General features: G+C 66.2%; 18 protein-coding genes. 9 read left to right on the top strand and 9 right to left on the bottom strand.

Annotation, left to right across the window (positions count from 1 at the left end; translation table 11 throughout):
* Positions 1–8: 8 nt before the first annotated feature.
* Positions 9–482 (bottom strand): Lrp/AsnC family transcriptional regulator, encoded by a 474-nt coding sequence (locus N5C28_RS17620; protein ID WP_279824365.1) that lies wholly within the window; start codon positions 480–482, stop codon positions 9–11.
* Between the two features lie 132 nt (positions 483–614).
* Between N5C28_RS17620 and N5C28_RS17615 the strand changes: the two genes are divergently transcribed.
* A complete protein-coding gene (locus tag N5C28_RS17615) occupies positions 615–1,517 on the top strand; it encodes a DMT family transporter (protein WP_279824363.1) in 903 nt (300 codons plus the stop codon).
* Between the two features lie 6 nt (positions 1,518–1,523).
* On the opposite strand, the gene N5C28_RS17610 is transcribed toward N5C28_RS17615, so the two are convergent.
* Entirely contained in the window at positions 1,524–2,576 is a 1,053-nt protein-coding gene (locus tag N5C28_RS17610) for a GGDEF domain-containing protein (RefSeq protein WP_279824362.1), read from the bottom strand.
* Positions 2,577–2,757: 181 nt separating this feature from the next.
* On the opposite strand from N5C28_RS17610, the gene N5C28_RS17605 reads away from it, so the two are divergent.
* Entirely contained in the window at positions 2,758–3,540 is a 783-nt protein-coding gene (locus tag N5C28_RS17605) for a transporter substrate-binding domain-containing protein (protein ID WP_279824361.1), read from the top strand.
* A 3-nt stretch (positions 3,541–3,543) separates the two neighbouring features.
* Here the strand turns inward: N5C28_RS17605 and N5C28_RS17600 are convergent, their stop codons facing one another.
* Complete coding sequence (locus N5C28_RS17600) at positions 3,544–4,110, bottom strand: hypothetical protein (protein ID WP_279824410.1); 567 nt, start codon at positions 4,108–4,110, stop codon at positions 3,544–3,546.
* 86 nt (positions 4,111–4,196) lie between these two features.
* Positions 4,197–4,901 carry a glutathione S-transferase N-terminal domain-containing protein gene (locus N5C28_RS17595; protein WP_279824360.1) on the bottom strand — a complete coding sequence of 235 codons (705 nt, stop codon included), beginning with the start codon at positions 4,899–4,901 and terminating at the stop codon, positions 4,197–4,199.
* Between the two features lie 107 nt (positions 4,902–5,008).
* On the opposite strand from N5C28_RS17595, the gene N5C28_RS17590 reads away from it, so the two are divergent.
* Positions 5,009–5,446 carry an HIT family protein gene (locus N5C28_RS17590; protein ID WP_279824359.1) on the top strand — a complete coding sequence of 146 codons (438 nt, stop codon included), beginning with the start codon at positions 5,009–5,011 and terminating at the stop codon, positions 5,444–5,446.
* A gap of 13 nt (positions 5,447–5,459) precedes the next feature.
* Here the strand turns inward: N5C28_RS17590 and N5C28_RS17585 are convergent, their stop codons facing one another.
* Positions 5,460–6,359, bottom strand: a complete 900-nt coding sequence (locus tag N5C28_RS17585; RefSeq protein WP_279824357.1) for a LysR family transcriptional regulator — start codon at positions 6,357–6,359, stop codon at positions 5,460–5,462.
* Between the two features lie 114 nt (positions 6,360–6,473).
* Here N5C28_RS17585 and N5C28_RS17580 point away from each other — a divergent pair, with 114 nt between their 5' ends.
* The 3 genes from N5C28_RS17580 to N5C28_RS17570 all read left to right on the top strand — a co-directional run bounded on the left by N5C28_RS17580 (position 6,474) and on the right by N5C28_RS17570 (position 9,341).
* Positions 6,474–7,232, top strand: coding sequence for an SDR family oxidoreductase (locus N5C28_RS17580; protein ID WP_279824356.1), 759 nt, complete (start codon positions 6,474–6,476; stop codon positions 7,230–7,232).
* 273 nt (positions 7,233–7,505) lie between these two features.
* Positions 7,506–8,795: an NAD(P)/FAD-dependent oxidoreductase gene (locus N5C28_RS17575; RefSeq protein WP_279824354.1), complete on the top strand. Its 1,290-nt coding sequence runs from the start codon at positions 7,506–7,508 to the stop codon at positions 8,793–8,795.
* Between the two features lie 111 nt (positions 8,796–8,906).
* The gene (locus N5C28_RS17570) at positions 8,907–9,341 is read left to right on the top strand and encodes a 3-isopropylmalate dehydratase (protein WP_279824353.1); all 435 of its coding nucleotides are present in this window, start codon (positions 8,907–8,909) and stop codon (positions 9,339–9,341) included.
* Here the strand turns inward: N5C28_RS17570 and N5C28_RS17565 are convergent, their stop codons facing one another.
* Positions 9,342–11,654, bottom strand: a complete 2,313-nt coding sequence (locus tag N5C28_RS17565) for an ATP-dependent DNA helicase (protein ID WP_279824352.1) — start codon at positions 11,652–11,654, stop codon at positions 9,342–9,344.
* Positions 11,651–13,294 (bottom strand): VRR-NUC domain-containing protein, encoded by a 1,644-nt coding sequence (locus N5C28_RS17560; RefSeq protein WP_279824351.1) that lies wholly within the window; start codon positions 13,292–13,294, stop codon positions 11,651–11,653. Before N5C28_RS17560 ends, N5C28_RS17565 begins: the two co-directional genes overlap by 4 nt.
* A 254-nt stretch (positions 13,295–13,548) precedes the next feature.
* On the opposite strand from N5C28_RS17560, the gene N5C28_RS17555 reads away from it, so the two are divergent.
* On the top strand, positions 13,549–15,789 hold the full coding sequence (locus tag N5C28_RS17555; protein WP_279824350.1) for a TonB-dependent siderophore receptor: 2,241 nt from the start codon (positions 13,549–13,551) through the stop codon (positions 15,787–15,789).
* A 675-nt stretch (positions 15,790–16,464) separates the two neighbouring features.
* On the opposite strand, the gene N5C28_RS17550 is transcribed toward N5C28_RS17555, so the two are convergent.
* Positions 16,465–17,382: a LysR family transcriptional regulator gene (locus N5C28_RS17550; RefSeq protein WP_279824348.1), complete on the bottom strand. Its 918-nt coding sequence runs from the start codon at positions 17,380–17,382 to the stop codon at positions 16,465–16,467.
* A 119-nt stretch (positions 17,383–17,501) separates the two neighbouring features.
* On the opposite strand from N5C28_RS17550, the gene N5C28_RS17545 reads away from it, so the two are divergent.
* Together N5C28_RS17545 and N5C28_RS17540 are read left to right on the top strand one after the other, a co-directional pair.
* Positions 17,502–17,942, top strand: a complete 441-nt coding sequence (locus N5C28_RS17545) for a carboxymuconolactone decarboxylase family protein (protein WP_279824347.1) — start codon at positions 17,502–17,504, stop codon at positions 17,940–17,942.
* 5 nt (positions 17,943–17,947) lie between these two features.
* Positions 17,948–18,358 (top strand): cupin domain-containing protein, encoded by a 411-nt coding sequence (locus tag N5C28_RS17540; protein ID WP_279824346.1) that lies wholly within the window; start codon positions 17,948–17,950, stop codon positions 18,356–18,358.
* Positions 18,359–18,395: 37 nt separating this feature from the next.
* Here N5C28_RS17540 and N5C28_RS17535 read toward each other — a convergent pair whose 3' ends face one another.
* Positions 18,396–19,622, bottom strand: coding sequence for an MFS transporter (locus N5C28_RS17535; RefSeq protein WP_279824345.1), 1,227 nt, complete (start codon positions 19,620–19,622; stop codon positions 18,396–18,398).
* Positions 19,623–19,657: the final 35 nt, after the last annotated feature.

The following is a 19,657-nucleotide window of genomic DNA, read 5'->3' as shown; positions in this document are numbered from 1 at the left end:
TCAACCGTTCAGCGCAAGGCCGGCCGCTCGCCGGCCTTGCCGCGTGGGGCGATGCCCGGCGGGCGACGCTTGATCGGCTGGGATTTGACGATGGCGGTGCTGGTCTGGGCCTTGTCGGCAATGCGGTCGAGGATGTGGTCGAGCTGATCGATGGAGCGCACGTGCAGGCGCACGATGTAGCAATCATCGCCGGTGACCTTGTCGCACTCGCAGAACTCCGGGGTGTCTTCGATCAGCTTCTGCACCGTGTGCAGCATGCCCGGCAGGGGCTTGATGCGCACGATGGCCTGCAGCTGATAGCCCAGGGCGCGGGGATCGACGTCGATGGTGAAGCCACGGATCACGCCGCGCTCTTCCAGGCGACGCAGGCGTTCCGAGGCGCTGGGCGCCGACAGGCCGATGCGTCGCGCCAGTTCCTTGAGGGAAATGCGCGAGTCCTGCAGCAGGGTTTCGAGGATTTTCTGGTCGATCTCGTCGATCATTTTCTCTCTCCAGGCAGATTGGCCTGATCGCCTTCGATAATTAGGTTTTTGTCGTACTTGGCCTTTTTTAGACCATGTTGCGGTGGGCGGCAACGGATTAGCGTATGCCTCAGTCGATGACGGAGGTGTTCCATGGGCAGCAGCACGCTACGCGGCACGGTCGAGATGACCGCCGCCATGATGATTTCGGGGACCATTGGCTGGTTCGTGGCGGTGTCCGGCCAGCCGGTGATGGATGTGGTGTTCTGGCGCTGCCTGATCGGTGCGCCGGTGCTGTTGGTGGTGTGCGCCGCCTTCGGCCTGTTGCGCGGGCACCTGACACCGCGCCTGCTGGGACTGGCGGCGCTCGGCGGGGTGGCCATCGTGCTCAACTGGTTGCTGCTGTTTGCCGCCTATCCCCGGGCCTCGATCTCCATCGCCACGGCGGTCTACAACACCCAGCCGTTCATGCTGGTGGCGCTGGGCGCACTGTTCTTCGCCGAGCGCCTGACCCTGAACAAGTTGCTGTGGCTGGCCCTGGCCTTCGTCGGCATGCTGCTGATCGTGCAGGCCAAGCCCGGCGGCGGGTACAGCGGCAGCGACACCCTGGTCGGCATCCTATTGGCCTTGGGCGCGGCGTTCTTCTACGCCCTGGCTGCCATCGTCGCCAAGCACCTGAAGGGCACGCCGCCACACCTGATCGCGCTGATCCAGGTCTGCGTCGGCACGCTGATGCTGGCGCCGTTCGCCAACCTGGGTGCGCTGCCGGGCGATGGTGCGACCTGGGTCACCTTGCTGACGCTGGGGGTGGTGCACACCGGGCTGATGTACATCCTGCTCTACGGGGCGATTCAGAAACTGCCCACCGCGCTGACCGGGGCGCTGTCGTTCATCTATCCGGTGGTGGCGATCCTGGTGGATTTCCTGGCCTTCGACCACCGCTTGCAGCCGGTGCAATTGCTGGGCATCGCCGCGATCCTGGTCGCGGCGGCGGGGATGACCCTGGGGTGGCGGCTGTGGCGCCCGGCCGCTGTCACCCAGACCGCCAGCGAGTGAGGCCGGTCAGCGTGCCGGGGCGATGCCGCCGAAGGCCGGCTGGTCGGTGGCGATCACCCGGTTGCGGCCGGTGCGCTTGGCCACGTAGGTGCGCCGGTCGGCGACCTTCATCAGTTCGTCCAGGGTCGCGCCGTCCTGGCCCAGGGTGGCCACCCCGGCGCTGAGCGTCATGTTCAGCGGCGCCTCGGCCAGCGGCAGGGGCGCGGCGGTCAGACGCAGGCGCAGGTCTTCGGCGATATCGGTGGCCTGGGCCATGCTGGCGCGGGGCAGCAGCACGGCGAATTCCTCACCGCCCAGGCGGCAGAACAGGTCGGTGCTGCGCAGTCGCTCGCCCAGCACGTCGACCAGGTGACACAGCGCCTGGTCGCCGACGCTGTGGCCGTGGCGGTCGTTGATCTGCTTGAAATGGTCGATGTCGAGGAACACCAGCGACAGCGGCGCGCCGGTGCGACGGGCGTGGGCGCTCTCGCGCTGGAATATCTCGGCCAGTCGCGTGCGGTTGGCCAGGCCGGTGAGGCTGTCGGTGCTGGCCAGTTCCAGCAGGCGCTGTTCGTTGTGCAGGCGGCTGCGCTCGTAGATGTGCGAGAACAGCATGATCGCCAGGCTCGCCAGCCCGATGTTGGCGGTGACCTCCAGGTCCATCAGGGTGTCGCCGCTGTGGTGCCCGTGGTTGAAGGCCAGCAGGCCGAGGCTGATGAACAGCAGGGCGGTCCAGAACCCCTGACGCAGGCCCAGTAGCAGGTAGCAGATGATGGGGATGGTCTGGATCCAGGCGAACACCGCGAAGGTGGCGTTGGGCAACACCAGCGCCACCATCATGATCAGGAAGAACGGTCCCAGGTAGACCTGGGTCCATGTACGCAGGTGCGGGGTGCGGTCGACGATGCGCAGCAGGAATGCCGAAAACGCCGCGTAGCCCAGTTCGAGGACGGCCAGTAGCCAGATGTCACGCAGGATGTTGACGGTGGCGAAGAAGATGCCGCAGCCCAGGGTGGTCCACAACAGTGCTTTAAGGACTCGGCGCCGGTAGCGGTCGCTGCGATCCAGGGGTTCAGACATGCCGGGCCTTTGCCTCGAAGCTTCATTCAGGACTCCACGCTATTGTGCTTGCCGGGCGATGTCCAGCGTGCAATGCCCTGCGCAGGGGCGCGGGCCACCCGGACGGTCCGCCGACCGGCTAGACTGATGCCAGGGATCGGGGCGGGTGCGAGCGCTGGACATGGGGTGTATCGGTAGGGACATGGCGGCGCGTTGCAGGGTGTTCCATGGCGTGTTGGTCGGGTTGGCGCTGCTGCCGGGCCTGGCCCTGGCCTGCGAGAAAACCCTGCGCTGGGACGACGATCCGCCCTTCAGCCTGCAACGGGCCGATGGCGAGGTCGCAGGCATCTATGTCGAGAGCAATCGCCTGGTGCTCGAACGTCTCGGCTGCACGGTGCGGCTGGTCAAACTGCCCTGGGGCCGGGCGCTCAAGGAGCTGGAGCTGGGGCGGCTGGACGTGCTGCCCGGTGCCTTTCGCCGGCCGGACCGCGAAGCCTACGCCTACTTCACTGGCCCGTTCGGGCCCCCCTCGCGCAACCTCTTGTTCATGCACCAGGAGGCTCAGGCACGGTACCCGGTCACGCGCCTGGATGCATTGCGCGGCAGCGACTTTCGCCTGGGCTCGCAGACCAACGTCTCCTACGGCGAGGCCTACCAGACGCTGATGCAGGACGCGGCGTTCGCCGCCCGGGTGCACTTCACCGCCAACCGTGGCGGTCTATGGCGCATGGTGGCGCACCGGCGCATCGACGGGGTGATCGCCGACGAGCTGACCGGGCGCTACGAAATCAACCAGTTGGGGCTGGGGGAGGCGACCCGGCCGACCGCCGTGGTGGTGGCTGATGAGGCGGCCGAAGTGGCCCTGAGCAAGCGCAGCAACGATCAGGCGTTCGTGGCCCGCTACCGCAAGGCATTGGCGGCCCTGGTCGAGGACGGCACCTTCGCGCGGATCGTCGAACAGTACGTGGAGGCGCCGCCGCGTTGACGCTCAGTTGAGCTTGAAACGCGCCAGTTCCTGGGCCGAAAGCACGCGCATGCGGTGCGGCTCGATGCGCTGCATTTCACTGGCCAGCTGGCTGGCCACGTTCATTTCGCGGAAGTAGGCCGCCGGGTCGTAGCGCGTGTTGCGCTGCTGCGCGTGGGCCTGGGCCGAGTCGCCGCTGGGAAAGTAGGGGCGGTGCAGGCCGACATGGCCCTTCACCGTGCGCTTCTGGCCGGCGGCCAGCAGGTACACGCAACTGCCCTGGCACACACCGGTGGAGGGCACCAGCGCGTCGAAGCCGGTTTCGCGCAGCAGACGGCCCATGCGGATGGCCTCGGGCGCGCTGCCGCCGATGCTGTCGAGGAGCACGATCTTGCGGGTAAAGGTGCCCGGGTTAGCGCGGATGCCCTTGAGCAGGGCTTCGTAGTCGCCGGGGGCGATGTCTTCGGAAATCTTCACCGCCAGCACCGCGCCCAGGGTCTTGTGCTGCGCCGCCTCGACTTCGACCTTGGCCAATGCCGTCAGCGGCAGGGTCGCTGCAAGGCAGAGCAGGGCGGTTCGAAGCAGGGGCATACGCATGGACAGGCTCGTGGCGTCGGGGTGAAGGGCACAGAAGATAACCCGTGGCGGGTTTGCGCGCATCCACCCCGAATGGTGCGTCAGCCGCGCTTGGGAATGGCCAGGCCGCGTTCCACCGCCGGGCGCGCGACGAACTGCTCCAGCACGCGCTTGACCTGGGTGAAGCGCTCGAACTGCACCAGCTCGCCAGCGGCGTAGAAGCCCACCAGGTTGCGCACCCACGGGAAGATCGCGATGTCGGCGATGCTGTAGTCGTCGCCCATGATCCACTGGCGGTTTTCTAGGTGCTTGTCGAGTACGCCGAGCAGGCGCGCGGATTCGTTGACGTAGCGGTCGCGGGGGCGCTTGTCTTCGTAGTCCTTGCCGGCGAAGGCATGGAAGAAGCCCAGCTGGCCGAACATCGGGCCGATGCCACCCATCTGGAACATCAGCCACTGGATGGTCTCGTAGCGGCGCGCCGGGTCGCTGGGGATCAACTGGCCGCTCTTGTCGGCGAGGTACAGCAGGATCGCCCCGGACTCGAACAGCGCCAGCGGTTTGCCGCCCGGGCCGTTGGGGTCGAGGATGGCCGGGATCTTGTTGTTCGGGTTGAGCGACAGGAACGCCGGGGACAGCTGGTCGTTGGTCTCGAAACTCACCAGATGCGGCTCGTAGGGCAGGCCGATTTCCTCCAGCATGATCGACACCTTGACGCCGTTGGGCGTGGGCAGCGAGTAGAGCTGCAGGCGGTCGGGCTGGGTGGCGGGCCATTTCTCGGTGATGGGGAAGGCGGACAGGTCTGGCATGGGGACTCCGGACAGGCGAACGAAAACAGCAGAATAGCGGGCGTTGCCCGTGCGGTCATGTGCCCGGTATCGTGCGGCCATCGAAACCTGGTGAATGGAGAGACCCGATGAGCCTGCATGGCGATTACGATCCACAGAACATCTTTGCCCAGATCATTCGCGGCGAGGCGCCGTGCTTCAAGCTCTACGAAGACGACGACGTGCTCGCCTTCCTCGACCTGTTCCCCCAGTCCTACGGCCACACCCTGGTGATCCCCAAGCGCTCGGCGGCCCGCAATATCCTCGATATCGACGACGACGCCCTGGCCAAGGTGATGCGCGTGGTGCGTCAGCTGACCCAGGTGCTGGTCGACGAGCTGCAGCCGGACGGCGTGCAGGTGGCGCAGTTCAACGGCGCGCCAGCCGGGCAGACGGTGTTCCATATCCACATGCACATCGTGCCGCGTTTCTCCGGCGAAGGCCTGGGCATCCACGCGGCCAACCAGGCCGACAAGGCCGAGCTGGAAAAACTGCAGGCGCGCCTGCTCACGCGTATAGCCGGCTGACACCACGGCCTGTTCAGGCGCTGGTTTCCTCGGTAATCAGCGCTTCCAGCCAGTGCATGAACGCCCGCACGCGCTGGGGCTGGTGGCGGTGGGCGTACAGCAGGCTGACCGGCATTGGCGCCGGCAAGTAGGCCGGCAGGATGCTGCACAGCAGGCCCTCGTCCAGCAGCGCACGCATGCCCACCAGCGGCGCCTGGATGATGCCCAGCCCACCCAGGCACGTGCCTTCGTAGGCATCGATGTTGTTCACCGTGATGTTGCCGGGCATCGACCGGTACGCGGTGACGCCATCGACCTGGTACTCGAAGCCGTCGGAGCGCGTGCCCAACACCCCCACGTAGTGGATCAGCCGGTGCTGCGCCAGGTCATCGAGGCTCTGCGGCATGCCGTACTGCGCCAGGTAGGCGGGGCTGGCGCAATTGACCATGGCGAAGTGGCCGAGCGGGCGGGCGACCAGGCTGCTGTCGTGGACCTCGCCCACGCGCACCACGCAATCGAACCCCTCTCGCACCAGGTCGACCCGCCGGTCGCTGCTGCTGATTTCCAGCTCGATCAGCGGGTGGCGATGCAGGAACTCCCCCAGGCGCGGCGTGACCAGGCGCCTGGCCATGCCGGTGGGCATGTCGATCCGCAGGCGGCCGCCCAGTTGCGTGGCGTCCTGGCGGAACAGGTTTTCCAGCTCGTCCATGTTGGCCAGCATGTCCCGGCTGCGCTCGTACAGCACCAGGCCATCCTGGGTGGGCTGCACCTTGCGCGTGGTGCGCTGCAGCAGGCGCGTGCCGAGCAGGGTTTCCAGCGTCTGCACCTGTTGCGACACGCTGGAGCGTGGCAGCCCCAGGCTGTCGGCGGCCTGGGTGAAACTGGCCAGCTCGCTGACGCGGACGAAGGTGCGCAGCAGTTCCAGTTTGTTCATGGCGGCACCTTGTCGATTGTTCGTCTGTGGCGATCAGTATTTCCGAATTTGCTGTGTTTATCGGTTTTTATCAAGCCAATAACCTGTGCTCATTCTTCCTCAAGGAGCACCGCCATGACCCGTAAAATCGCATTGATCACCGGCGCCAGCCGTGGCCTGGGACGCAACACCGCCTTGCACTTGGCTGCCCAGGGTGTGGACATCATCGGCACCTACCGCAGCAACGCCGCCGACGCGCAGAGTCTGGTCAGCGAGGTCGAGAAGCTCGGCGCCCGTGCGCTGGTGCTGCCGCTGGATGTCAGCCAGAGTGGCCAGTTCGCGGCCTTCGCCGCCGAGGTGGCGGCCGGCCTGCAGCACACCTTCGGCCGCAACCAGTTCGACTTCCTGGTCAACAACGCCGGCATGGGCGTGCACGCCAGTTTTGCCGAGACCTCCGAAGCGCAGTTCGACGAGTTGGTGAGCGTTCACCTCAAGGGGCCGTTCTTCCTCACCCAGCACCTGTTGCCGCTGATTGCCGACCAGGGGCGCATTCTCAATATCTCCAGCGGACTGGCGCGTTTCAGCCTGCCGGGCTATGCCGCCTACGCCACCATGAAGGGCGGTATCGAGGTGCTGACCCGTTACCTGGCGAAGGAGCTGGGACCACGCGGCATCAGCGTGAACGTACTGGCCCCCGGCGCCATCGAAACCGATTTCGGTGGTGGGGTGGTGCGCGACAACAGCGAGGTCAATGCCTTCATTGCCAGCAACACCGCCCAGGGCCGGGTGGGCTTGCCGGACGATATCGGCGGCGCGATTGCCGTGTTGCTCGGTGATGGCGGGCGCTGGATCACCGGGCAGCGGATAGAAGCCTCTGGTGGCATGTACCTCTAAGAACCTGTTCACGATCTGCTGCGCGTCGGCCCTACTGCGTTAAAAACAGGCTCAGAATGCTCATTTACAGCACGTAAACTCCGCTTCTTCGCCTGTTTTTGCCTTGTATGGCTCTAGCTCGCGAGATCGTGCACAGGCTCTAAGCGCCACGCGTTGCCGATGCCGGGCAGGCTGTGCGGAGCCGCACATTGGCAGCATTGGCCTGCGGCCGGCCTGGCGCTGATGCAGACGTTGAAGGGTAGAATCGGCTCGTTCGCATGAGGGAGACGGGCTGTGAAGGGATTACCGATTGCCATTGTCGGGGCAGGCACCGCCGGGTTGGCCAGCGCGCTGCTCCTGGCCCGCCAGGGCTTCGAGGTGCACCTGCTGGAGCGGGTGCCGGCGCTGCAGGCGGTGGGCGCTGGCGTGCTGCTGCAGCCGTCGGGCCTGGCGGTGCTGCGCGAACTGGGTCTGCTGACCGAATGCACCGGCCTCGGTGCCCCGGTCAGCCGCCTGTTCGGCACCACGGCGGGCGGTCGGGTGATTCTCGACACCCGCTATGCCCACTGGCAGCCCGACAGCTATGGCATGGGCATTCACCGCAGCGTATTGCTGCACGCCCTGCACAACGCCGCCCAGCAGGCCGGGGTGCGCATCCTCACCGGCATGAACATCACCCGCTTCAGCCAGCAGGCCAGCCACGTGCAGCTGTATCGCCAGGACGAACAGGGCACCGAGCACCCGTGCGGCGAATACGGCGCGCTGATTCTGGCGGACGGCGTGCGCTCGACCCTGCGCGCGCAGATGCAGGTGCGCCAGGCCATCCAGCCCTACCCCTGGGGCGCCTTGTGGAGCATCGTGCCGACCCCGGCGGGGGCCGACTCCACCGACCTGCGCCAGTGGTACCGGCAGTGCTCGCAGATGTTCGGCGTGATGCCGACCGGGCGCACCCACCACAACCGCGAGCAACGCCTGAGCAGCCTGTTCTGGAGCCTGCCCGTGGCGCAGTTCGACGCCTGTCGCCAGGCCGGCCTGGACGCCTGGAAGCAGCAGGTGCTGCAGCTGGCTGGCGAGGCGGCCGAACCCTTCCTGGCCCAGGTCGAGCGCCCGGAGCAGCTGAGCCAGGCGGTCTATGCCGATGTGCGCATGCGGCAGTGGCACGATGGCCGGGTGATCGCCATTGGCGATTGCGCCCATGCCATGAGCCCGCAGCTGGGGCAGGGGGTGAACATGGCCCTGGTGGATGCCGCGGCACTGGATCAGGTGCTGCGCGCGGCACCCGCCGGGGAGGCGCTGGACTGGCCCGCGGTGTTCGCCGGCTACGCCCAGGCGCGGCGTGACCACCTGCGTTATTACCGCCAGGCCAGCCGCCTGCTCACGCCGTTGTTCCAGTCCCACAGCCGCACCCTGGCGGTATTGCGCGACACGGCGCTGTACCTGGCGCGGCACAGCCCGTTCGGGCGTCAGCACGCGGTCAGCACGCTGATCGGTGCGCGCACCGGCTGGCTGCTCAGCACCTACACCGCGGATTCGCTGGCGATCTGGCGCGAAGATCCGGTGGTCGAAGCGGTACTGGCCGAATGAACCGAACGCCAGCCTGGCGTTCTGTGTATATGCTGAGGTGAGCGGCATGCGCCGCTCCGCTGTTCCCACCCGGTCCGCCGGATTCCGTATTACCGCCCATGGAGGGTGCCCATGCGCTTGATCTGTGCCGTTCTGCCTCTGCTGTTGCTCGCCGGTTGTTCTTCGTTCAAGGCCGATCCCGACAAGGTGACCGATGTGCCTGCCGACCGCCTGCTGGGTTACCAGGAGCCGGTCAACAATGGCGGGGAACTGGTGGTCAACCGCGACCTGGGCCTGATGGGCGGTGGCTGCTACGTGGCGCTGCTGGTCGATCGCAAAGTGGCCGCGCGCATCGGCATGGGCGAGAAGGCCAGCTTCCAGGTGCCTCCGGGCAACCGCATCATCGGCATCGGCATCGACAAGGCGGATGACACCCTGTGTGGCATGGGCCGCCTGAACCGCGAGAAGTTGGTGCGCGTCGAGCCCGGCCAGCGCTACGACTTCCGCATCGTCAGCCAGAACAAGGGCGGCTTCAATATCCTCCCGGAAACGCTGGAAACGCCCTGACTACAACAGGGGCGCCGGAGCCGGTCGCGGATACAGCAACGGCAGGCGATGGCGCCCCACCTCCCACCAGGTCGGCAGCAGCCGGCGGATGGCCGGCTGGTTGAAGCGGTCGTCGATCAGGTACACCACCCCTTCGTCCTGCTGGGTGCGGATCACCCGACCTGCCGCCTGCACCACCTTCTGCATACCCGGAAACAGGTAGGTGTAGTCGTAGCCGACCTCGCTGCCGAACATGGCCTGCATGCGCAGTTTGATCTCTTCGTTGATCGGGTTGATCTGCGGCAGGCCGAGGGTGGCGATGAACGCGCCGATCAGGCGGTCGCCGGGCAGGTCGATGCCCTCGCCGAACGCCCCGCCCAATACCGCGAAGCCGATGCCCTGGCCGCCGCTGCTGAACCGGTCGAGAAAGCCCTGGCGCTGGGCTTCGTCCATTTGCCGCGACTGCTCCCACACCGGGATGCCCGGGTAGGCCTCGCAGAACGCATCCAGCACCTGGCGCAAGTAGGTGTAGCTGCTGAAGAACGCCAGGTAGTTGCCCGGCCGCTCGGCGAACTGGCGCGCCATCAGCGCGGCGATGGGGATCAGCGAGTGGTCGCGGTGCACGAAGCGCGTGGACAGGTTGCTCACCGCATGCACCTGCAACTGCGAGGCGGCGAAGGGCGACTCCACGTCGATCCACGGCGTTTCGTCCGGCAGGCCGAGCAGGTCGGCGTAGTAGTTGGCCGGGCTCAGCGTGGCGGAAAACAGCGTGCAGGTGTGGGCGGCATCGAAGCGCGGTTGCAGGAACGGCGCCGGCACGATGTTGCGGATGCATAGGGTCGAAGTGGTATCGCCGGTCAGGGTCGGTGTGCGGCTGATGTCGAACAGCGAGTGGCTGTCGAAGGCTTCGCCCAGGCGGCAGAAGAGCATGGCGTCGAGGTAGAAACGCAGCAGCTCGGCGTCGTTGCCCGTGGGCTGTTCGGTGAGGTGGTCGGTCAGGGAGCTGACGGCTTTCTGCAGCGCCATGATGAACAGCTCCGGGGCCAGCGGGTACACCTGGTACTCGTCCAGCTGGTCCTTGTGCAGCAGCTCCCAATGGCGCTCGACCCGCTCCAGCGGGCCTTTGAGCATGGACGGGGCGATGCGCCGCAGCGCCTTGAAACGCGTCTGGTCGAGCTCGGCGGTGTACATGCTGCGCGCCCGTTCGATCAGGTTGTGCGCTTCGTCCACCAGCAGCGCCACGCGCCATTCGTTGAGCAGGGTGAGGCCGTAGAGCAGGCCGCCCATGTCGAAGTAGTAGTTGTAGTCGCACACCACCACGTCGGCCCAGCGGCACAGTTCCTGGCTCAGGTAGTACGGGCAGATGCCATGCTCCAGGGCTACCTGGCGCACGCCGTGCTGGTCCAGCCACTGATGCTCCAGGGCGGCCTTGCGCGCATCCGGCAGGCGGTCGTAGAAGCCCTTGGCCAACGGGCAGGCGTCGCCGTGACAGGCCTTGTCGGGGTGTTCGCAGGCCTTGTCCCGGGCCACGTACTCCAGCACGCGCAGCGGCATGCCGGCCTCCTGGTGACGCAGGGTGGCCAGGGCGTCCAGCGCCAGGCGCCGGCCCGGGGTCTTGGCAGTGAGGAAGAACAGGCGGTCGAGCTTCTGCTGGGGGAAGGCCTTGAGCTGCGGGAACAGCGTGCCGAGGGTCTTGCCGATGCCGGTGGTGGCCTGGGCCATCAGGCAGTGGCCATCGCGGGCGGCGCGGTACACCGATTCGGCCAGTTGGCGCTGCCCGCTGCGGAAGGTGGCATGGGGAAAACGCAGGCGCTCCAGGGCCTCGTCGCGCGCTTCCTGGTGTGCGCGCTCGTGCTCCGCCCAGGCGATGAAACGGCTGCACTGCAGCTCGAAGAACAGGCGCAGCTCGTCGGCGGCGAAGGTCTCGTGGAAGGCGGTTTCGTGCTGGCTGAGCACGTTGAAGTAGACCACCGCCAGGTTGATCTCGCGCAGGCCGCGTTCCTGGCACAGCAGCCAGCCGTAGACCTTGGCCTGGGCCCAGTGCAGCTGGCGGTGGTTCTCCGGGATGCGCGCGATGTCGCCGCGGTGGGTCTTGATCTCCTCCAGGCGATTGGCCTCGGGGTCGTAGCCATCGGCCCGGCCGCGCACCAGCAGGCCCTGGTAGTTGCCGGCCAGCGGCACTTCGGCGTGGTAGTCGGGGCCGCGCCGGCCGACCACGATGGCGTGGCCTGCCATGCCTTCCTGGGCGGTGGGCGAGGGCGTGAAGCGCAGGTCGAGGTCGCCGACCTTGGCGGTGAACTCGCACAGCGCGCGCACTGCAACCTGATAGTTCATGCCTCGGCCCACTGCACGTAGCACACGTCCACCGGCATGCCGTGCTCGGCGCAGAACGCCAGCCAGCGCCGCTGGTTGTCCTGCAGGCGATCGCCGGGGCCCTTGACCTCGATCATCCGGTAGCGGCGCTCGGCGGGCCAGAACTGGATCAGGTCGGGCATGCCGGCGCGGTTGGCCTTGATGTCGCGCAGCAGGCGGGTGAACCAGGCGTGCAGGTGCGCGGCGGGCAGGCAATCCAGGGCCTGCTGCAGCAGCGTTTCGTCCAATGCTCCCCAGAACACGAAAGGCGACTGGATGCCGTACTTGTCGGCGTAGGTCTGGCGGATCACGTCCTGGTAGCTGCCGGTGTGCAGGTGCGCCAGGCAGGCCTCGAAACGCTCGGCGCGGCGGGCCAGGAAGTCATGCTCCAGCAGGTCCACCGGGCCGCTGTGGAAGGGGTGGAAGAAGGCACCCGGCAGCGGCGCGAAGATCGCCTCCCAGCACAGCAGGCCGAACAGGCTGCAGATCAGTCTGTTTTCCACGTAATGCACCGGGCTGTGGTCCTGGTGCAGGTGGGCGAGAACGGCGAATTCCACCCGCAGGGCATCGTCGGCGCGCGCCAGGCTGAGGTCCAGGCGGCTGGGCGGGGCGGCCTTAGGTTTGGCCGCCCTGGCATGGCCCAGGTGACGGCCGAGGCGTACCAGGGCGCGCTCCACCAACTGTGCTTCGGCGTCGTCCCGTGGAGCGCTGGCGGCGAGCTGCGCCAGTGCGTAGGCCTCGGCGAACTGCGCGCAACGTTCCAGCACGCGGATCTGCCGTTGCCGGGCGCCGGGGTAGGGGTTGTCGGCGTAGCAGAGCAGGGCGGCGTCGAATGCACCCTCGCGTTCCAGGTACTGGCCGATGCGAAAGCGCAACTTGGCGTGGCGCCGGGCGATCAGCGGGCTGTCCAGTGGCGTCTGGTCGATCAGCTCGAGCACCTCCTCGACCGCGCCGCCGGCTTCGAAATACTCCTGGCAGCGGCGCAGGAACAGGTAGGCGTCGACGTCGTCGCGGTTGCGAAAGCCCCGGGAGCTGGCGTCCAGTGCCACGCTCTCATAGCGGAAGATGCCCAGGTCGGCGAGCACGAACTCGCTCCAGTCCTGGTGCAGGTTGCCAAAGAACATCAGGCGCAGGCGTTCGCACAGCTCGCCGATGGTCAGGCTGAACACCTGCTCGTCCAGGGTCGGGCACCAGTCGGCGAACGGCTGCAGCAGGTCCTCATGCTGCTCGGCGAGGTGCTCGAACAACTGGTCTTTCTTCAGCGTCTTGAAACTGGGGTCGGCGAGCTGGGCGAGCAGCTCGTCCTTGCGCAGCAGGCTGAACAACGCCTCCAGGGGCAGCTCGGCGTCCTGGCGGATCCAGCCGGCCGCCAGCAGCGGCAGTGCTGCCTGGCGCGGGCAGCCAATCTCGGCGTAGTCGAGCTTGCTTGCGCGAAAATGCGGGCCCTTGCGCATGATCATCCGCACCAGCAGGGCCTGGGCTTCCAGCGGCAACTCGGCGAAACGCTCGACGAACGCGAGCTCGGCCTCGATCAGCACGTCGTCATAGCGCTCGCGCAGCCAGGCCAGCGCCTTGTGGAAGTTCGCCAGGTAATAGAAACGGGGATCGAGCTGAAACTGCATGAACGTGCCGGCACTGGTTTTATATACAGATATCAGCGCAGCGCCGGCTTTGCAACGACAGGCAGATGGGAGGTTGCAGGGGTGGCGCCATCAGGACAGGTGCACAACACGGACCGAATGCGCTTGCACTGTTACAAAAAGTAAAGTCAAATTAAGAAGTATTATCATTGCTTGCTGGAATTTATTTCCATCCGCACTGTCCTGCCATCCGCTGGATTTCATCCCCCCGAATACTTCCCACGTCAGGAAACGTCATGGTTGCCGCATTGTCTCGCGCTCCGTTCCGCTTCACCTTGCTCGCGCTGTGCTGCGCGGCGAGTTTCTCCACATTGGCCGCCACCGAGGATCAGGTTGGCGAAACCGTTAATGGGCAGGAAGCCGGATCGATCGTACTGGACAACGTCACCGTGGACGCCACCGCGGTCGACCGCAACGCCCTGCCACCGGCCTACGCCGGCGGCCAGGTGGCACGCGGCGGCCAACTCGGTGTGCTGGGCAACCAGGACATCATGGACGTACCGTTCAACGTCACCAGCTACACCGAGCAACTGATCCGCGACCAGCAGGCCGAAAGCGTCGGCGATGTGCTGCTCAATGATTCGTCGGTGCGGCAGTACGCTGGCTTCGCCAACCAGGCGCAGGCGTTCGTCATCCGTGGCTACAAGCTGGAAGGCGATGACATTTCCTACAACGGTCTTTACGGCGTGCTGCCGCGCCAGATCATCTCCACCGATGCGCTGGAGCGCGTCGAAGTGTTCAAGGGCCCCAACGCCTTTATCAACGGCGTGACGCCGACCGGCTCCGGTATCGGTGGTGGGGTCAACCTGCAGCCCAAGCGCGCCCAGGACACCCCGACCCGCAGCTTCACCGCCGACATCAGCGACGATGGTCGTATCGGCCAGCATCTGGACGTGGGCCAGCGCTTCGGCGACGAGAACCGCTTTGGTGTGCGACTCAACCTGTCCCAGCGCGAAGGCGACACCGCTGTCGACGACGAAAACCAGCGCACCAAGCTGTTCGTGGCCGGCCTGGATTACCGCGGCGACAACTTCCGCCTGTCCGGTGACTTCGGCTACCAGAAGCAGCGCGTGAATGGTGGTCGCAACTCGGTGCAATTGAATCTTGCCAGCGTGACGCATATTCCCGACGCGCCGTCCGCCGACACCAACTACGCGGCCAAGTGGTCCTACACCCAGCTCGAAGACACCTTCGGCATGGTCCGTGGTGAGTACGACCTGAACGACGCCTGGACTGCCTACCTGGCTGGTGGCGTCAAGCACACCCGTGAGGTCGGTCGTTACTCCGGCGTAACGCTGGTCGACAATCAGGGTGGCACCACCGTGGGTGGCTCGTTCATTCCTCACGACGAAGACAGTACTACGGTCATGGCAGGGCTCAACGGTGCACTGCAGACCGGCGCAATCAGCCATAAGGTCAGTTTCGGTGTCAGCAGCATCTGGGCCCAGAAACGCAACGCCTTCGACTTTGCATCGACTGTTCCTGGTGATCTCTACCACCCCGTGACACCACCGTACCCGACCTTTCCGGGCTTCGTCGGTGGCGATATCCATGATCCGGGTGTGACCGACAAGACCACCAACCAGAGCCTGGCGATTTCCGACACGCTGGGTTTCATGGATGACCGGCTGCTGGTGACCGTAGGCCTTCGTCGCCAGTCGCTGTTGGTGCAGAACTACGCCTACGATGGTGGCTCGTCGTCAAACTACGACGGCGCGCGCGAGTCGAAGTACGACAAGATGATCACGACACCGGTCTACGGTGTTGTGTTCAAGCCTTGGGAGCATGTGTCCTTCTACGCCAACCGTATCGAAGGTTTGGCTCAGGGGCCGAATGCGCCGGCTGACTTTGGTGGCACGCCGCTGACCAATGCCAACCAGTCGTTCGCGCCTGCACGTTCCAAGCAGATCGAGGCAGGCGTGAAGGTCGATATGGGCACCTATGGCGGTAGCCTGGGCGTTTACCGCATCGAACAACCGGCCGATGGCTATACAGATGCGGCGACCTTCACCTACGTTCGTGAAGGCGAGCAGGTCAACCGTGGTGTAGAACTGAACATCTTCGGCGAGCCGCTGGATGGCCTGCGTCTGATCAGCGGTCTGACGGTGATGGACACCGAGCTGAAGAGCACCCAGAACGGCGCCAACGACGGCAATGATGCCATCGGTGTACCGCGCTTCCAGTTCAACGCCAGCGTCGATTGGGACGTGCCGGGCCTCGAAGGTGTGGCGCTGAACGCGCGCATGCTGCGCACCGGTGGCCAGTACGCCGATGCGGCGAACAACCTGAGCCTGCCGACCTGGAACCGCTTCGACCTCGGTGCCCGCTACGGCTTCAAGATGGATGACAAGTACATCACCTTGCGGGCCAACGTGGAGAACGTGACCAACGAAGAGTACTGGGCCTCTGCTCACGCCGGTTACCTGACCCAAGGCGAACCGCGCCTGGTCAAACTGTCCGGCACCGTCGACTTCTAAGTCGCTTCACGCTGCACCCAAAGCCGCTGCGGGCCCTGCCTGCAGCGGCTTTTTGCATTCCGCACCACCAGTCTCCCGTGACGCGCCGATCCCCCTGTAGGAGCGGACTTGTCCGCGAGCTTTACTGTCTGCGACCTGGACGCGGCGCGTCCGGGGATGCATTCCCACGCAGAGCATGGGAACGATCAGCATGTAGGGTGGATGACGCTTTTTTCATCCACCGGCTTTTGCCCTGCCGGGCATGGTGGATGGGTGAAGCGACATCCACCCTACATTCTGCCCACCGTTCTCCCGTGGCGCGTCGATCCCCCCTGTAGGAGCGGACTTGTCCGCGAGCTTTGCTTGCTGCGGCCTGGACGCGGAGCGTCCGGGGATGCATTCCCACGCGGAGCATGGGAACGATCAAACGTAGGGTGGAGACGCTTTTTTCTACCGGCTCTTTGCCCTGCCGGGCCTGGTGGATGGGTGAAGCGACATCCACCCTACATTCTGCCCACCGTTCTCCCGTGACGCGCCGATCCCCCTGTAGGAGCGGACTTGTCCGCGAGCTTTGCTTGCTGCGGCCTGGACGCAGAGCGTCCGGGATGCATGCCCACGCAGAGCATGGGAACGATCAGCACGTAGGGTGGATGATGCTTTTTTCATTCATCGGCTCTTTGCACTGTCCCGATCCGCTCAACCCAGCGTCCACAGCGGGTCGTTGGCCATCAGGGCCATGGCCCAGTCGGCGAACACGCGGACCCGGGCCGAGAGGTGGCGTGAGTAGGGGTAGACCAGGCTCATGGGCATGCTGGTGGGCACCCACTCCGGCAGCACGGTGACCAGTTGGCCGCTTTGCAGCTGCGGCATGGCTTCCGCGGTGGGCACGCAGGCCAGGCCGAGCCCGGCCTCGACCGCGGCGATGTAGGCGCCGCCATTGTTGAAGCGCATCAGCGGGGCCTGGGTGATGCGGTGCGTGTGCTCGCCGTGGTGCAGCACCACGCTGTTCTGCCGGCCGCTGGCCGGGAAGACGAAGGCCAGGTGGCGGTGCTGTTCCAGGTCGGCCGGGGTGTGCAGTGCCGGGGCCGTGGCCAGGTACTGGGGCGAGGCGCAGAGGCTGAAGCGCATCTGCCCGATGGGCCGGCACACCAGGTTGGGGTCACTGACCGGGCCGCCGCGAATCGCGCAATCAATGCCTTCCTGCACCAGGTCGACCACCCGTTCGCTGCAGCCGATGTCCAGGTGGATCGCCGGGTACTGGCTGACGAAGCGGGGCAGGGCGGGAATCACCAGGAAACGTCCCACCGGCGACGGCATTTCCACCCGCACCCGGCCCTGGGGCGCGGCGCCGCGGTTGGACATGCTCGCCTCCAGCTCGTCGATGTCTTCGAGCAGCGCCCGGGCCCGCTCGTAGTAGGCCGCACCGTCGGTGGTGGGTGAGACGCGGCGGGTGGTGCGGTGCAGCAGCTTGATGCCCAGTTGCGTCTCCAAGGCCTGGAGCTGGCCGGACACGGTGGTCTTGGGCATGCCCAGGGCCGTGGCGGCGCGGGTGAAGCTGCCCAGTTCGACGATGCGGCAGAAGGCGCGCATCGCATCGATTCGGTCGAAGGCCATGATTGTGCGGTTTCTCGCTCAATGTTTGCTGGTTTGGCTAATTTATCTGCGTATTGCCCGGTAATAAAGTCACCTCATCGCCTTGGCATGTCGCCACGGCGGCCGACCGGAGAACCTCCATGACTGCACCACGAGTCCCATACGCCGAGGTGGCGCCCCATGTGTTCAAGGCCATGCTGGGCCTGGAAAAGGCCCTGGGTGAAACCCTGCTCGAACAGTCGCTGCGCGAGCTGGTGAAGATCCGCGCCTCGCAGCTCAATGGCTGCGCCTACTGCATCGACCTGCACAGCGCCGATGCCATCAAGGCCGGCGAAACCCCGCGCCGCCTGCTCGCGCTGTCCACCTGGGAGGACACGCCGTTCTTCAGCCCCCGCGAGCGTGCCGCCTTGCTGTGGACGGAAACCCTGACCCTGCTGCCCGAGCGCCATGCGCCGGACGCGATCTACCAGCAGGTGGCAGAACACTTCAGCGAACGCGAACTGGCCGAACTGACCTTCGCCATCGCCACCATCAACGCGTGGAACCGCTTCGGTGTCGGTTTCGCCCGTCAGCCGGAGTGACCACCATGAATCTCATCACGCGTTGGATGGTCATTGGCGCTCTGTTGTTGGCCAGTGGCGCAGCCTTGGCCCATGGTGGCGGGGCGGGGGACGAAACTGTCACGCCGCTGGTCAAGGTGACGCTGCCCGAGGGCGTTCCGCCCCATGCCGTGGCGCTGCGGGTCGAGTTCGCGCCGGGGGCGACGTCCACGCCCCATACGCACCCGGGGCCGGCGTTCGTGGTGGTGGTCGAAGGTGAGGTGGAATCGGCCATGGGCCAGGGCCCGGTGCAGCGCTTCAAGGCCGGCGATGCCTGGTACGAAGCGTCGGGCGACCTGCACCGGGTGGCGCGCAATGCCAGCAGCACCCAGCGCGCCGTGCTGGTGGCCTGGCTGTTGTCGGATGGGCAGAGCGAACTGGTCAGCCCTGCGCCTTAGGTAGGACGGCTGGCCTCGCCAGGCGAGGCCGGTTCGGTCAGTGGCTGGGCATGCGCGGGGTGGTCGGGTGATCGCTGGGCGGCAGGCTGTCCTGCATCTTCCAGGCCCAGCAGAACACCGCCAGCCCGGCCAGGGCGGTGGCGGCACCGATGTAGCCGGTGGAGGTCCAGCCGAAGCCGGCGGTGATCGCCAGGCCGCCGAGCCACGGGCCCAGGGCATTGGCGATGTTGAACGCGGCATGGTTGGAGGCCGCCGCCAGGGTCTGGGCGTCGTGGGCGACGTCCATCAGGTGCGTCTGCAGGGCCGGCGACAGCGAGACCATGGTGCCCACGGCGAACACCGCCGGCAGCACCGTCCAGATCGAATGCGCGGCGAACGGGAAGATCAGCAGCACCAGGGCGCTCCACATCAGCAGCCAGGCCACCGCCTTGAAGCGCAGCCGGTCGAACAGCCAGCCGCCGAACATGTTGCCGAGAATGCCACCCAGACCGAACACCCCGAGGGCCAGTGGAATCCAGTTTTCCCCGACCTGGGTCACTTCCAGCAGGGTTGGGGCCATGTAGCTGAACACGCAGAACATCCCGGCGAAACCCACCGAGCTGATGGCCAGGGCCAGCCACACCGGCGCCCGGTTGAAGGCGCGCAGTTCGCGCATCGGGTTGCTGCGCGGTTGCTGGCGGTCCAGCGGCAGGAACAGCCCGACCATGGCCACGGTCAGCAGGGCGATCACCCCCACCAGGCCGAACGCGTAGCGCCAGCTCAGCCATTGGCCGAGCCAGGTGGCGACCGGGTTGCCGATCAGGATGGCCACGGTCAGGCCCATCAGCACCCGGCTCACCGCCTTGGCCCGCTTGTGCGGTGGCGCCATGGAGGCGGCCACCAGCATCGCCATGCCGAAGTAAGCGCCATGGGGCAGGCCGGCGAAGAAGCGGAAGGCCATCAGCGTGTGGTAATCCGGGGCGAAGGCGCTGGCGAAGTTGCCCAGGGCGAACACCGCCATCAGCAACAGCAGCAGGTGCCGGCGCAGCATGCGCGAGCCGAGGATTGCCAGGATCGGCGCCCCCACCACCACGCCCAGGGCGTAGGTGCTGATCACGTTGCCCACCTGCGGTTCGCTGATGCCCAGGTCCTGGGCGACGTTGGGCATCAGGCCCATGATCGCGAATTCACCGGTGCCGATGGCGAAGCCGCCCAGGGCGAGGGCCAGTTCGATCAGGACGATGGCGCGGGGTGACAGGCGTGGCGGGGAAGCGTGTTCGGTCATGCGGATCTCGGAATGGGTAACGCAAACGCGCTGGA

It is taken from the genome of Pseudomonas sp. GD03944 (genome assembly GCF_029839275.1).
Taxonomy (GTDB): Bacteria; Pseudomonadota; Gammaproteobacteria; order Pseudomonadales; family Pseudomonadaceae; genus Aquipseudomonas.
Note: the sequence above shows the minus strand (reverse complement) of the source record. Positions and strands in the feature narration are given on the sequence as shown.